Annotated in this window: 13 protein-coding genes and 1 tRNA gene; 4 read left to right on the top strand and 10 right to left on the bottom strand. The window is 42.4% G+C overall.

The annotated features are described in order from the left end of the window. The first annotated feature begins 320 nt into the window (after positions 1-320). A tRNA-Lys gene (locus AB3112_RS03605) sits at positions 321-393 on the top strand. A gap of 187 nt (positions 394-580) precedes the next feature. On the opposite strand, the gene AB3112_RS03610 is transcribed toward AB3112_RS03605, so the two are convergent. After that, positions 581-1,357, bottom strand: a complete 777-nt coding sequence (locus AB3112_RS03610) for an ABC transporter permease (RefSeq protein WP_367333964.1) — start codon at positions 1,355-1,357, stop codon at positions 581-583. Positions 1,358-1,370: 13 nt separating this feature from the next. Beyond that, positions 1,371-2,309 carry an ATP-binding cassette domain-containing protein gene (locus AB3112_RS03615; RefSeq protein WP_084973742.1) on the bottom strand — a complete coding sequence of 313 codons (939 nt, stop codon included), beginning with the start codon at positions 2,307-2,309 and terminating at the stop codon, positions 1,371-1,373. A gap of 131 nt (positions 2,310-2,440) precedes the next feature. Between AB3112_RS03615 and AB3112_RS03620 the strand changes: the two genes are divergently transcribed. Beyond that, positions 2,441-2,947 (top strand): MarR family winged helix-turn-helix transcriptional regulator, encoded by a 507-nt coding sequence (locus AB3112_RS03620; protein WP_084973744.1) that lies wholly within the window; start codon positions 2,441-2,443, stop codon positions 2,945-2,947. A gap of 101 nt (positions 2,948-3,048) precedes the next feature. Here AB3112_RS03620 and dnaB read toward each other — a convergent pair whose 3' ends face one another. The 4 genes from dnaB to AB3112_RS03640 all read right to left on the bottom strand — a co-directional run bounded on the left by dnaB (position 3,049) and on the right by AB3112_RS03640 (position 8,780). Next, positions 3,049-4,428, bottom strand: coding sequence for a replicative DNA helicase (dnaB, locus tag AB3112_RS03625; RefSeq protein ID WP_084973746.1), 1,380 nt, complete (start codon positions 4,426-4,428; stop codon positions 3,049-3,051). A gap of 221 nt (positions 4,429-4,649) precedes the next feature. Continuing rightward, entirely contained in the window at positions 4,650-5,102 is a 453-nt protein-coding gene (gene rplI, locus AB3112_RS03630) for a 50S ribosomal protein L9 (protein WP_367333965.1), read from the bottom strand. 39 nt (positions 5,103-5,141) lie between these two features. Beyond that, positions 5,142-7,154, bottom strand: a complete 2,013-nt coding sequence (locus AB3112_RS03635) for a DHH family phosphoesterase (RefSeq protein WP_171031895.1) — start codon at positions 7,152-7,154, stop codon at positions 5,142-5,144. Between the two features lie 234 nt (positions 7,155-7,388). Next, positions 7,389-8,780, bottom strand: a complete 1,392-nt coding sequence (locus tag AB3112_RS03640) for an amino acid permease (protein WP_367333966.1) — start codon at positions 8,778-8,780, stop codon at positions 7,389-7,391. 642 nt (positions 8,781-9,422) lie between these two features. Between AB3112_RS03640 and nhaC the strand changes: the two genes are divergently transcribed. After that, complete coding sequence (gene nhaC / locus AB3112_RS03645) at positions 9,423-10,838, top strand: Na+/H+ antiporter NhaC (protein WP_367333967.1); 1,416 nt, start codon at positions 9,423-9,425, stop codon at positions 10,836-10,838. 101 nt (positions 10,839-10,939) lie between these two features. Here nhaC and rpsR read toward each other — a convergent pair whose 3' ends face one another. Genes rpsR through rpsF form a run of 3 tightly spaced genes read right to left on the bottom strand, consistent with a single transcriptional unit; the run spans position 10,940 to position 12,111 of the window. Continuing rightward, the gene (gene rpsR, locus AB3112_RS03650; protein ID WP_057909425.1) at positions 10,940-11,179 is read right to left on the bottom strand and encodes a 30S ribosomal protein S18; all 240 of its coding nucleotides are present in this window, start codon (positions 11,177-11,179) and stop codon (positions 10,940-10,942) included. Between the two features lie 37 nt (positions 11,180-11,216). Next, on the bottom strand, positions 11,217-11,780 hold the full coding sequence (ssb, locus tag AB3112_RS03655; protein WP_084973752.1) for a single-stranded DNA-binding protein: 564 nt from the start codon (positions 11,778-11,780) through the stop codon (positions 11,217-11,219). Between the two features lie 34 nt (positions 11,781-11,814). Then, positions 11,815-12,111 (bottom strand): 30S ribosomal protein S6, encoded by a 297-nt coding sequence (gene rpsF / locus AB3112_RS03660; RefSeq protein ID WP_057909427.1) that lies wholly within the window; start codon positions 12,109-12,111, stop codon positions 11,815-11,817. A gap of 414 nt (positions 12,112-12,525) precedes the next feature. Between rpsF and AB3112_RS03665 the strand changes: the two genes are divergently transcribed. Continuing rightward, entirely contained in the window at positions 12,526-12,702 is a 177-nt protein-coding gene (locus tag AB3112_RS03665; RefSeq protein ID WP_367333968.1) for a hypothetical protein, read from the top strand. Positions 12,703-12,899: 197 nt separating this feature from the next. Here the strand turns inward: AB3112_RS03665 and AB3112_RS03670 are convergent, their stop codons facing one another. Continuing rightward, complete coding sequence (locus tag AB3112_RS03670; RefSeq protein WP_367333969.1) at positions 12,900-14,009, bottom strand: lactate oxidase; 1,110 nt, start codon at positions 14,007-14,009, stop codon at positions 12,900-12,902. Positions 14,010-14,360 lie beyond the last annotated feature (351 nt).

A 14,360-nucleotide genomic window follows, 5' to 3' on the forward strand; every position in this document is an offset into this window, starting at 1 on the left:
ACGATTGGTTTTTCGTCGTCTACAACTAGTATCTTTTTTGCCATTAACAATTTCTCCTAACATGGATTTAAATATTGTTATTTTCTAAAAATTTGCACACGCCAACATGTTGCTATTATAACACAGACCTGGTTTCGTCAAATAAACGCGAATGAAGACCCGCATAGCTTCGCGATTGTTTCAAACGATGTGAATAAACCTTTCAGATAATGGGTTGGTGTTCACTATACCAATCCAATTAATTTTTATCTGAAAATATCCACTTTTCCGTGTTGCAAATATTTTGCGCATATGCTATTATATTTAAGTCGGTTAGTAATGGGCAGTTAGCTCAGTTGGTAGAGCAACGGACTCTTAATCCGTGGGTCCAGGGTTCGAGCCCCTGACTGCCCATCAATTACATACCATTAAATAACGATCACGCAGCTACTTGTAGCCGTGGTTGTTATTTTTTTGCGCCAAAAAGCAACTGATCCAGCCATTCAGACCAAGACGTTTGGATGGTTGGATCAGTTATTTATTGCTGGAAACGAATTGTTTTTTCTCCCACACGCAGCTTCTTTTCAGTATGAATCGGTTCTTAATTACGCTGCCGATAAACAAACACCGTTAATGGCATAAAAATCAAAAGAATAATCCCACCGCTAATGAGTACCATCGTTGCTTGATCACCCCAATTTCCGGTTCTGAGAATCGTTCGAATTGCGGTAATCGTCAGGGTAACCGGATTGATCTGAACTAACATCTGGATAAAATGCGGTAATGTCTTTACTGGGATAAAGGCGTTCGATAAAAATGTCAGCACCAAAATAATAATCATCGAAAAGCTCCCAATTAACTCAGCGTTCTTCGCCACTAAACCAACTAAGGCGAAAATCCACGAAGTCGCCCAGCCAATAAAGATTGCTAATAACAAGACTTCTACCAGTGGCAATAGCCCCACTGTTGGTCGCCATCCCATCAAAAAGGCCGTTATCAACGCCATCATGCCTGAGAGCAGCAGCCGGAAGATGTCGCCAACCAACTGGCCTGCCAACGGCACAATTGGTGAAATCGGCAACGTCTTAAACCGATCAAAAACACCTGCGTTGATATCTTCACGTAACTGCTGTCCGGAACCAGAAGCAGCGTTTAAAATACTTTGAACTAAAATACCCGACACCAGCATCGGTAAGTATGCCTGGATACTGCCGGCAATCACGCCGCCAAACAAATAGCCAAACAGCAGGGTAAAGATTATCGGCTGCATGATGACATCACTGAAATTATCCGGATTGTGTAACGTCTTAAGTAAGTTGCGGTGTGTCATGGTCAATATATTCATCAAAACATGATTGTTATTTGTCATCACTTTCATCATCTATTTCTCCTTAATTTTTGCCAACCGTCATTCGCATGAAAACATCATCTAAAGACGGTGTCTCAATTGAAAAATAACTGAGGGGCATGTCCGCGTCCTGCAGCTGACTTAAAACGTGTGAAACACCCTGTATTTTTTGATTATCAAGTTGCACGGTCAGTGTGCGGTCCTTTACAACTGGTGATTCCAAAGTATCTTCAACGATCTTTTGCGCTTGTTCAACCCGTTGGAAGTTGGTAACTTCTATTCTCAGTTGTAATCCGCCAATTTGTTGCTTGAGTTCACTTGGCGTCCCCATTGCGATCATCTTTCCATGGTCAATCAGCGCGATTCGATTGGCTAGATGATCGGCTTCCTCCAAATACTGCGTCGTCAGTAAGACCGTCGACCCCCCGCGAACCAATTTTTGAATCGCCTGCCACATCTGCGTTCGTGTCCGTGGATCTAATCCAGTGGTGGGTTCATCTAAAAACAAAATGGCAGGCTTCCCAATCAAACTAACCGCCAAGTCCAATCGGCGGCGCATCCCCCCGGAAAATGTTGCAAGCGTTTGATCAGCTGAGCGAATAAGATCAAAGTCCGTCAGCAGTTCTTCAGCTCGCTTACGGGCGTTATCCGTAGTCAGCCCGTTTAATTTACCAAAGATCAGCAGATTTTCTCGTGCACTCAAGTCTTGATCAATGGCTGCGGTTTGTCCGGTCATACTAAATTGCTGACGAACCAGCCGACTTTGGGTCAGGGTATCAAACCCGTTCAGAACAATGGTTCCTGCATCTTGGCGCAATAGGGTCGTCATCATCCTTAAAATCGTTGTCTTGCCAGCTCCGTTTGGACCCAGTAAACCAAAAATTTCACCTTTTTTAATCGAAAATGAGACGTCCTGGACAGCGATGTTGTTACCAAACTTTTTTTGAATATTCATGACATTAATCACATCATTTTGACTCATATTTGAAGCCCCCTTTAATTTAATCAGGCCACCTGATTAAATTAATAATAAGGGCACCTGATTAATTTGTCAAGCACGCTTCATTTTTGGATGTTGTATACTTAAGAAAACACTGAATGGAATGATTAATAGTGGCAAACGAAATCAAGGCAGAATTAGCTGCGGGGAAATTGGCAGAGTACGAGCAGCTTAGTAAAATTTATGATGATATTGTCAAACAAGCTCGTCCACGTTTGACAGTTGAAGGCCAAGGTAAGATTTTATTGGCGTTAGCTGATGAAGATCATCTTTCACAACGAGAGTTAGCAACTCGCCTCGGAATGTCGCCTCAGTCTACGAGTGAATTTGTTTATAAGCTTGTTAATCGTAACTTTGTAACACTGACAAAGTCACCAAAAGATCGACGGATTAATTTGGTCAATTTAACGCCCACTGGTCGACAGGAAATTGAATCTGCCGCCCAAGAGATCCCCCCGTTTTTAAGGGCCCTTTCTGATAATGAATTGGATCAACTCGCATCCCTTTTAAATAAAATCACACTTGCGATGTATGAAGATATTGATACGGCTAACCCGACTTTAGGGGTTAAATTTCACAAATTATTTGCCAGCCGATATTTAAAACAGTTCAAGAAATAGTTCTATCGATCAAAAATCAAAAAACGAACGGCTTTATTTTAAAATCAAAATAAAGTCGTTCGTTTTTATATCCGAATCATGATTAACGATCATATTTAAGATTACTGTTGTGCATACGAAATCGACGAGAACTTGTTATACGACTTCACAAACAGCAATTTGACCGTTCCACGAGGGCCCGATCGGTTCTTTTCAATAATGACTTCAACTTCACCGACATTGTTCTCATCGTCTTCATTCTCAGAACCGGAGTCATCGTCGTCATCATCTTCATCCCGATAATAATCATCACGGTAAAGAAAGGCAACGATATCGGCATCCTGTTCGATTGAACCTGACTCACGAATATCTGACAAGACTGGTCGCTTATCTTGACGCTGCTCAACCCCACGAGAAAGCTGGGACAACGCAATAACGGGGACATGCAGTTCTTTAGCCAATTTCTTCAACTGTCGGGAAATTCCGGAAACTTCTTGTTGGCGGTTTTCGGCGTTACTACCTTCAATCAACTGCAGGTAATCGACAACCACTAAGCCCAAGTTACCGGTTTCTTTAGCCAACCGACGACATTTGGCACGGATTTCAGACATTTTGATACCAGCCGTATCATCCATGTAAATGTTGGCACGAGACAGACTGCCCATAGCCACAACCAGGTTCTGCCATTCGTCTTCGGTTAACTGACCAGTCCGCAGATGGTTGGCATCGATACTGCCTTCAGCACAAAGCATCCGGTTAACCAAGGATTCGGCACTCATTTCCAAGCTAAAAATGGCGACGGTTTTGTCAGTCTTAGTCCCGACATTTTGCGCCAGGTTCAAGGCAAAGGCGGTTTTACCAACGGCTGGCCGGGCTGCTAAAATAACCAGTTCATCGCTGTGCAGGCCAGTAGTAATCTTATCCAGCTCGGGATAGCCGGTAGATAGCCCCGTGACCGCATCGCCTTCTTGAGACAACCGGTCAATTTCATTAAAGGCGTTATTCAAGACTTCTTTGATCGGCTTAAAGCCAGACTGAGTCCGGTTCTCCGCCACGTTCATGATGTCTCGTTCCGCATCATCCAAAACAGTTGTCACATCATCATCGGTATTGTAACTGTTGGTGACGATGTTAGTCGCAGTTTGAATCAGACGCCGTAAAATAGCCTTGTCCTTGACGATTTTCGCGTAGTAAGTAACATTGGCAGCGGTTGGCACAGAACCCGCCAAATCGGCGATATATTCCATTCCGCCAACGTCTTCCAAGTTGTTTTGTTCAGTTAAAATGTTCGTGATCGTCACCACATCAATAGCTTCATCACGATCATTGAGTTCCACCATGTCCTTGTAAATAATCTGGTGGGCATGCTTGTAAAAGTCGTCGGGTTCCAAGAACTCCATCGACTCAACCAAAGCATCCGTGCTCAGAAAAATCGATCCCAGGACCGCCTTTTCGGCATCAATATTTTGTGGTGGTAACTCGTTTACAAACTCATTGCTCATGTTTATTCCCCAAATTCGTTCACGTTAAATACAATAATTAAATTGTAGCACAGAACAACAAATTTCTCGCATGGTTTGAAGATGGCAAGATAAACCATTTTTCAAGCCAGAATTTAAGCCAACAAAATAATCAATTCCAAAAATCTGGAACCCATCACTTTATTGGCTTAACTAACAACCTTTATCAATCGTTGGTCGTCAAAATTTCTTACTGGTGGTCACTATTTCTCAGAAACGTGGACCCGAATCTTAGCCGTCACTTCAGCGTGGAGCTTAACAGGAACGTTGGTATAACCGGCGACCTTGATTGGTTCTGGTAATTCAATCTTTCGCTTATCTAATTTGACACCGAATTGCTTTTCCAAGGCAGTCGCAATCTGCTTGCTTGGAATTGAGCCAAATAAACGGCCATCCGTTCCCGACTTTGCCTTCAGTTCAACGACTGTTTTGTCATCTTCCAGCATTGCCTTTAATTTCTTAGATTCTTCAAGCTCTTCTTCCTCGAGCTTCTCTTCGGCCTTTTGTTGACCTTTGAGTTGGCTCATAGCGGCTCTGGTGGCTGCCTTTGCCTTTCCATTTTTAATCAGAAAGTTTTGAGCATAGCCGTCAGGAACTTCTTTAACTTCCCCGCGCTTACCTTTGCCACGGACATCTTGCAGAAAAATAACTTTCATAACAGATCACTCCTACTATCCTCAAAAATTTAAATACCTTTATTCATTATCATCGATATGATCGATCGTTTCAAGCAACAATTTCTTGACGTCTTCAATTGTCTTGTCTTCAAGCTGAGTAGCCCCGCTTGAAAGGTGACCGCCGCCGCCCATTCGTTCCATAATGATCTGAACGTTAACCGCCCCTGTACTTCGGGCCGACACACCAACTTTGCCATCGGAACGCTTGGTGATGATAAATGATGCGTCAACACCAGACATTGTCAGCAGCGAGTCACAGGCTTGAGCCGCAGTGACCGGGTCGTACACTTGATCATCTTCACCAACAATCAAGGCCATATCCTTGTGGAAGAATTCAACTTTGGATATCAAGTGGTTGCGTTGCAGGTAACTGTCAATATTTTCCTTCATAAACTGCTGCATCTCATCGGAATCAGCGCCGGCAGAACGCAGGTAGCTGGCAGCGTCAAACGTTCTGGTACCGGTTCGCATTGAGAATCGTTGGGTATCAATAAAGATTCCAGTCAGCATTGCCGTTGCTTCAATTCGGTTGATTGGTTCTTCTTCGTGTGGCTGATATTCAAACATTTCAGTAATCAACTCACAGGTTGAGGAAGCGTATGGTTCGATGTAGACCAGCATTGGATTTTCAGGGAACTCTTCGCCACGGCGATGGTGGTCAATGATGACCACTTTAGACGACATCCGCTTGTACAAATCCTCTGAAATACTAATCGTTGGCTTGGAGTGGTCGACCATGATCAACATGCTGCTGTCGGTCACTTTGGCCATTGCTTCAGACGGCGTAATGATTGAATCGGCAATTTCTGGATACTTCTTGGTCGCTTCCAGCAATCTTTGAATATCCGAGTGGACCTTTTCTTTATCAAGGACGATCCAGCACTTTTTATTGTTCATTTGAGCAATTCGCCGAATACCCAGACAGGCACCTAAAGAATCCATATCCGGTCGGGTGTGGCCTTGGACAAAGACTTGATCAGAGTCGCTCATCAATTCGTTTAAGGCTTGAGAAATCATCCGTGCCCGAACTCGGGTCCGCTTCTCCATTGGATTGGTCTTACCGCCATAGAAGCGCGCGGTGCCGTCAAGGGATTTAACAACGACTTGGTCACCACCACGGCCCAATGCCAAATCAAGATTGCTTTGTGCTTGGTCAGCCAAGTTGTTCAAATCATCTTCACCATAGGCAATCCCAATACTCAAGGTTAACGGGAAGTTTTGCTTGGAAGTCGTTTCACGGACGGTATCCAAAATATTGAATTTGTCATTTTCAATGGCCGTCAGTGATTTGGCATACGCCAACAAGAAAAAGTGGTCATCATCAATTTGTTTGAGATACATCCCGTATTTCTGCGACCAAGTAGCCAACTCATTGGTAACATAGTTACTTAAATTAGAAATTTCCTGGTCGGTCATCGACTGGGTAATCTCATCGTAGTTATCCAAGAAAATCTGACCAACGGAAATCTGTTCTTCGTTATAACGTTCTTCCAAGTTGGCGTAGCGCGTGATGTCCATCAGATAAACGGAGTTGTACTCTTTTTGAACCAGCATGGTAAATTTATGATCATGCCAAGTAATCGTGTGAAATTCGTCTGACTCCTCATACTTGATAATCAACTGCTGAAAATCATGATCAACATCGTTCAAATTGCGGCCCAGTAGGTTTTCCTCTTTAAAGTACTTAATCAGGTAGGGATTGACCCATTCGACTAACCCGTGCTCATTTAAAATCATAACCCCAATCGGCATCTCAAGAAGGGATTCTTCTTCCCCCCGATGGATTCGATAAGACAGGTCAGTGATATATCGATTGGTATCCGAACTAATTTCATTCATCATCACGATGGTAAAAATCAGCCCCACAACACTGATCACGATTAAAATGATTGAAGCCACGAGGTTATATAAAAACGAAATCACGATGCCATAGATGACAATTAATGAAATAAACATCATAATTCGTCTGAGGCGTCGGTTATGAACAAATGGTGGTAAATCGCCACGGTTGTTTGTGAACCAATTTTTCATATTAATTCCTCTTCATCACTAGCTTAATGGTCTTATTTTACCATAAATTCGCAAGTCTATTATTTGAAGGTTTTGTGAACTTCAGCACCTGCCTGCTATTAGTTAGATACGTAAACGATTGAAGATCTCTGTTAATAACTAATCGTGATACGACATATAAAAACCCGACAACTTGGGATGTCGGGTTTCGTGTGACTTGGAATAAACATTAGGATTTTGATCAAATTTGACGAGTTACTGATCGGTATTTGGAACTAATTTTCGTTGATGCAAATAGGTTACACCACCAAAGACCACTGTCCAGATAATGGCACCGACAGCGCCGATGATATCTTCTGGAACAAAGAACAGTGAACCGAAGATAATAACGAAGAAGGCAATCGTCAAGGGACTCATAATTTTATATGCCGGCATTAAGAAGCCGTTGGGCAAAAAGTCTTGTGATTGACGATATTTTCTGTGGGCCAGCATTGCCAGTGTATAAACGATGATGTACATATCACTGGAAATCCCAGTCACAATTGTAAAGACAGAAGCTAAGCCGTTGGTCAAACTAATCAGTGGCGTAATCAAAACCAGTGACGCAGAGAAAATGATGGCGGCAGCTGGAACACCATTTCGAGAAATTTTGGCGAAGTGCTTGCGCATCCAACTATCTTCTGGAACTTCTGTGGCTAACTGATAGAAATGACGACCTGCTGAGAATAGGCAACTATTCAATGATGATGCAGCGGAAGTTAAAACAACGAAGTTAATCACAGCCGCAGCCGCTGGTAATCCAGCCAGCTTTAAAACTTGAACGAACGGGCTGCTGTTTGGCGTAATTGAGGACCAAGGGATGATGCCCATGATAATCGTCAACGCACCAATGTAGAAAATCAAAATTCGAATCAACGTTTCATTAACGGCTTTTTTGATGACCGTTTGCGGTGACTTGGCTTCACCAATTGTGATACTGACAAATTCAATTCCCATGAAGGCGAAGAAAACCATTGGGAAGGCAGCGATAAAGTTGATCGGGCCATGCGGGAACAACTGAAAGTTACTAAAAATGTTGCCCAACGATGCGTGTCCAAGTGGCGTAACAGAATGGGAGACCATCATAAAGATTCCAGTAAAGATCAACGCTAAAATCGCAACGATTTTAATCATCGCAAACCAGAATTCAGCTTCCCCAAACAAGCGAGCAGCAATCAAATTGACGCTGCCAAGAATGGCTAAAAAGATAAGTTCAGTGATCCAACCCGGAAATTGTGGGAACCAGAATTTTACATATGTGGCGGTGGCACTTAATTCAGCCATACAAACGAAGACTAATCCGATCCAATACGTCCAGCCGGTAAAATGACCAACTGTTGGCCCTAGATAACGAGAGATAAACGAAACAAAGGTATGTTGGGATGGATCAGAATAAAACATTTCCCCAATTCCTCGCATCATAAAGAAGAAAAATACCCCGAGGACTAAATAAATCAACATTACAGATGGGCCAGTCTTACTAATGGTGCTACCAGACCCCAGAAATAACCCCGTTCCAATTGTTCCTCCAATTGCGATCATTTGTACATGTCGGTTGCTAAGCGCCCGCATGGTTCCATCTTGATTCTCTTGAATTTTTGACTTCATAGGCATCCTCCTTGAAAAATAAGAGCAACATAAGATTTAGATTAAAATGTTCTAATGATAATGGACTTATATTATCACAATTCAAGCTCTAATGTTAGTTTTGCTTACATTTTATTGTTTTATGAGGTTAAAACGGTTTCTTTTTCGATAATATTAGGGAATTATGTTAGATTTCTTTACATTATTTATCAAATCACTATTTTGAGGGCTTATTTTGATCTGGATGTGATTCAGAAAACATTTCTTGCAATTTCTCTCACCGAGTTTTATACTCATTCTAATAATTAAAGTCGAATTACATGAAGTAGTCCCTTATCTGGGTGTCAGGAAGTTGGTGGTTGCTGCGAACCAATCAGGGTAAGGAAGGCGAAATACCGTAATATCACGACAATGGTCAATAACTAGAATCCATTATCTTCTAGTGAGCGGTGTATTTTCGAATACACAAGTTGGGTGGTACCACGGTTAAAATCGTCCCTATTGCAGTTATATGCGATAGGGACGATTTTTTGTTTGCTTACTATAATATGAGGGGAAATGATTTTGATGGGAATTACAAGTAATGGTGGAATGCCACGATATTATGGTCAACTGAATTGAACTAAATCGACGACACTTTAAACAATAAAAGAGGTTGACACTATGAGAAACAGTAAAGTAAGTTTACGAGAAGCAATTTTAGTATTGGTTGTTGCATTGGCAATCATGGGAACCGGAGTTATCGGGCTCGGGCTATCGCCACAGGTTCCAGTATTATTAGCCATTACCGTTACAATTTTTTGGGCGAAACTGACCGGCTTTAGCTGGGACGAAATCAATGCTGGGATCAAGGATGGGATTGATAAAGGAATTATTCCGATCGTTATTTTCATTTTAATCGGCGCAATGATCAGTACCTGGATTGCCGCCGGGACGATCCCCACGCTGATGGTGATTGGCTTTAAAGCAATTAGTGCCCAGTGGTTTTTGCCAACAGTCTTTCTGGTTTGCTCGCTGGTTGGCGCTGCAGTTGGAAGTTGTTTCACAGTTGTTTCGACGGTCGGAATTGCCTTTTTCGGTATCGGTGTGACAATGAACTTTAATCCCGCGCTGGTTGCCGGTGCCATCATCTCCGGTGGTGTCTTCGGTGATAAATGCTCGCCACTATCAGAAACCAACAACCTGGCTGCAGCCGTTGTGGATACCGATTTATTTGATCATATGAAAACAATTCTTTGGTCGACGATTCCAGCTGCGACCATTTCGACAATTGTCTTTGCCATCTTAGGGATGGGCCACAACCATGCCGACATGAATAAGATCAATACGACCGTTGCCGCTTTGAATAACGATTTTCATATTTCAATTGTGGCCCTGATTCCGATTATTTTGGTGTTTGTTTGTGCCGCTTTTAAAATGGCTGCTATTCCAACGATGCTTTTGAATATCTTTGTATCAGCCGGAATGATGTTTGTAAACAATCCTGGCCTTAATGTGACCAAGGCCAGCACGATCATTACAAATGGCTTTATCGCCAAAACTTCCAATAATGAAGTTAACCTATTGCTTTCCCGAGGGGGTATCGTCAGTATGATGCCGACGGTTGCCTTAATTGTTTTGACATTATCGCTTGGTGGCTTATTAGTCCATTTTGGCCTTATCAGCGCGATTATGTCACCTCTGGCTACCAGGTTGAATAACCCTGCCAAATTGGTTACAGCCGCTCTGGGAGCCTGCATTGGGGTTAATATCTTCGTTGGTGAACAATTCCTCTCAATTATCCTTCCGGGCCGAGCCTTTAAACAGACCTTTAATAACGGCGGCCTAGCGAGTCGCGCATTAGGAAGAGTGTTAGAGGATGGCGGGACGGTCCTCAACTACCTGGTACCATGGGGAGTTGGTGGTGTCTTCATTGCCAATACACTCGGTGTCCCAACGATTCAATACCTGCCATTTGTCTTCTTTAGTCTTTTATGCCCAGTCTTCTCGTTATTGAGCGGATTTACGGGCATTGGGTTGAAGAAACTGCAACCATCTGATTCAAAGCCACATCAAACAGTCGTTCCAAGTGAAAATTAACGAATGATAATAAAACGAACCCGCTTTCAGCCAATTGCCGGAAGCGGGGTTCGTTTGTTCTAAAAAAAGGCCATCCTCGAGGGGATGGCCTTTAATCATTATTAGTCGGCTGCAACGAAAGGCATTAAGCCCATGATGCGCGCACGTTTAATAGCAATTGTTAAAGCACGTTGGTTCTTAGCGCTGGTTCCAGTAACACGACGTGGAAGAATCTTTCCACGTTCTGAAACAAATCGCTTTAATAAATCAATGTCTTTGTAGTCGATGTAATCGATGTGATTTGCAGCGATAAAATCAACTTTACGACGACGACGGTTGCCGCCACGTCTTTGAAATGCCATAGTTTTTCCTCCTCGAAAATTTCTATTACCAATTCATTTAGAATGGTAAATCGTCATCGGAAATGTCAATCGAATCTCCGGAGTTGGCAAACGGATCATTAGGGGTATTATTCCCATTGTTGCCGTTATTGCCACCGTTATTATTGTTAGTAGGGTTGCTACTACCAGTATTCACGTTGCCGCCATTACCAGAGTTTGAATTATTATCAAATGGATTGGCATTCCCATTGTTTTGTTGAGGAGCATTGCCATTTTGCTGACCGTTTGAGTTGTTCCTTGCAGAACGAGGCTCAAGCAACGCAAAATTCTCTACTACGACTTCCGTCACATAAATACGTTGTCCCTGTGCGTTTTCATAATTTCTGGTCTGAATCCGACCATCAATTCCAACAAGAGAACCCTTATGAACGAAGTTAGCAAAGTTTTCAGCGGATTTACGCCAGATTACGCAGTTAATGAAATCAGCCTCACGTTCCCCCTGTTGATTGGTAAATTGCCGATCAACGGCGAGCGAGAACGAACCAACAGCGGTTCCGCTTTGAGTGTATCGTAAATCAACATCGCGGGTTAGGCGACCCGTAAGAACTGCACGATTAAGCATGCTGAATTGCTCCTCTCAATATTAGAATGAATGATTAGTCGTCTCGAACAACGATCATGTGACGTAAAATATCGTCATTGATTTTTGAAAGACGATCAAATTCGTTAAGTGATGTGTCGGTATCAGTTGTTAAAGTAACAATATGATAGGTTCCTTCATTGAAACCACCGATTTCGTAAGCAAAACGACGCTTTGACCAGTCTTTTGAGCTTAATACCTTAGCACCATTATCGGTTAAGATCTTGTCGAATCGTTCGATCAATGCAGATTTTGCAGATTCTTCAATATCAGGACGAATGATGTAAGTAATTTCGTATTTCTTTTCTTCCATGATTTGCACCTCCTTGTGGACTTATGGCCCTCTTCCCGAGAGCAAGGAGAGTTTCTGTTTTTACCCAGATACTCACAATATAAAATAATACCACGTGTGGATCTAAATATCAATTGCCTAATGGTGATTCACGATACATTTATTATATACGAAGAAATCTTCGCTGATTATTTTTTTCGTACGAAGAATTTGAAATTAATCCAAATCCTCGAATTAAACAAATCCTTAATAAGTTGTCTATCCTTGATACAGCCGGGCTCATGGTCCATTTTCTTCCAAGCGGCACACAAGATACTTGACTCTCTACAAATTCGACGTAAACTGATATCAATTTCCAAATTAATCATCTGTTTGGAAACGCTTTTTCGCACCATTACCATGGGTTTCAATAAAATAAAGAAAACGAGGGATTCAATGACACTTTTAATTTTAACGATCATCGGACTTTCAGCTTACTATTACATCAAAAGGTCTCAAACAGACCGATCCGGTCACCAGGATCCTCATGCATATGCATATGCCCGCAACGAACATCCAGAAATTCTGGACACGGGCCAAACGACTGGTCGACCACGCAAAAATATTAATTAATGCGTTTTAGCGCAAAAAACGGTACCCCTCCAAACTTGGAAGGATACCGTTTTTTAACATATTTTTGGGGAATAGAACACGGGGAATGTTCTAAAGCTGCGCAACATGCATGGGATCCTCTAATGTTAATTCCCATCATTGAGAACAGAATGCATTTCCTGCTAGAGGATGCCCATTGATAGGATATTGCACACGAATTAATATTGAATGTTCAGCAAATGAGTTTTCTTCACATCGGCAATTGTCTTTGTTCCAGCCAACTGCATGGTAATCTTCAACTCATCACCAAGATGCTCAAAGACGGACTGAACGCCTTGTGCACCACCAAGTGCCAAGCCGTAAATAACTGGACGGCCCATCGCAACTAAGTCGGCGCCCGATGCTAATGCTTTGAAGGCATCGGATCCACGACGAACACCCGAATCAAAGATAATTGGAACACGGCCATTAACTGCTTTAGCAACGTCCTCCAAAACATCAAATGATGCTGGGCCACCGTTTAACTGACGACCCCCATGGTTGGATACGTAAACACCGGAAGCACCGGCACCAATTGCGTACAGTGCATCTTCTGGTGATTCGATTCCCTTAACAATCACCGGCAAATCAGTGTAGTCAGCAATCTTCTTCACGTCATCCGGCCCGATCTTTTGAGCGGCAGCGGCGTAAATTTCAGCGATTCCTTTGCCTTTTCCGTCACCTTCGCTAAACTTGGTCAGGTTGGCCATTGGAATTGGGAACTGGAAGTTATTCTTAATATCATCTTCACGATAGCCATCAACAGTTGCATCAACAGTCAAAATGATTCCCTTGACACCAGCCTTTTTGGCTTCATCAAGCAATGAATAATTGAAATCCCAATCCTTGCTCATATAAAGCTGGAAGAATTGAGGCGCACCGTCACCAGCGGCCGCAGTATCTGAGATTGAAGCTGAAGAATAAGTACTTTGAGCCATCAATCCACCAACGGCAGCAACACCCTTCGCGGTATCTTTTTCACCCTGTGAGTGAGCCAACCCTTGAGCAGCGGTTGGGGCCATCATAATAGGTGTCTTCAACGGAATGCCGAACACATTGGTATCCAATTGCGGATCCTCAATATTACTTAAAGCACGGGGAACAATTTGTTTGTGGGTAAAGGCTTTTCGATTAGCCTTCAACGTCCAATTGTTTTCCGAACCACCGACAATATAACCTAATCCGCCGGTTGGAATAATTTGTTTAGCTCTTTCTTCCAATTCTTCCAAATTTAAAATATCAATTTTTTGTTCATTATCATTTTGCTTATATCCATTAACAACAGTCATGACCGTCATACCTCCATATCATTATTGTTCATCTACTGAAAAGTGTATCACTTACCAAAAGTAAGTCAAAGATTCCGACTATTTTTTTCGTTTCTCACGATCAGTGCCATAATTTATGGCCATTCGGACACTTAAAACCCACGAAAAGATTACAATATGAGTATCAGCAACTATTTATGTCATTGGGGGTGACGGATTGAAGTTTACAAGAGCCGGACTCATTAAGTTTGCATGCCAGGATAAATTAGTTATTGTTAATCAGCCGTTTAACAATCCTGCTCATCATAATCGAATCATTTTTGATGCCATCCGTAATGCTAAAAATAATAAGATCTACGCACTCATTTACGA

Source organism: Lentilactobacillus sp., from assembly GCF_040773105.1.
GTDB lineage: Bacteria > Bacillota > Bacilli > Lactobacillales > Lactobacillaceae > Lentilactobacillus > Lentilactobacillus parabuchneri.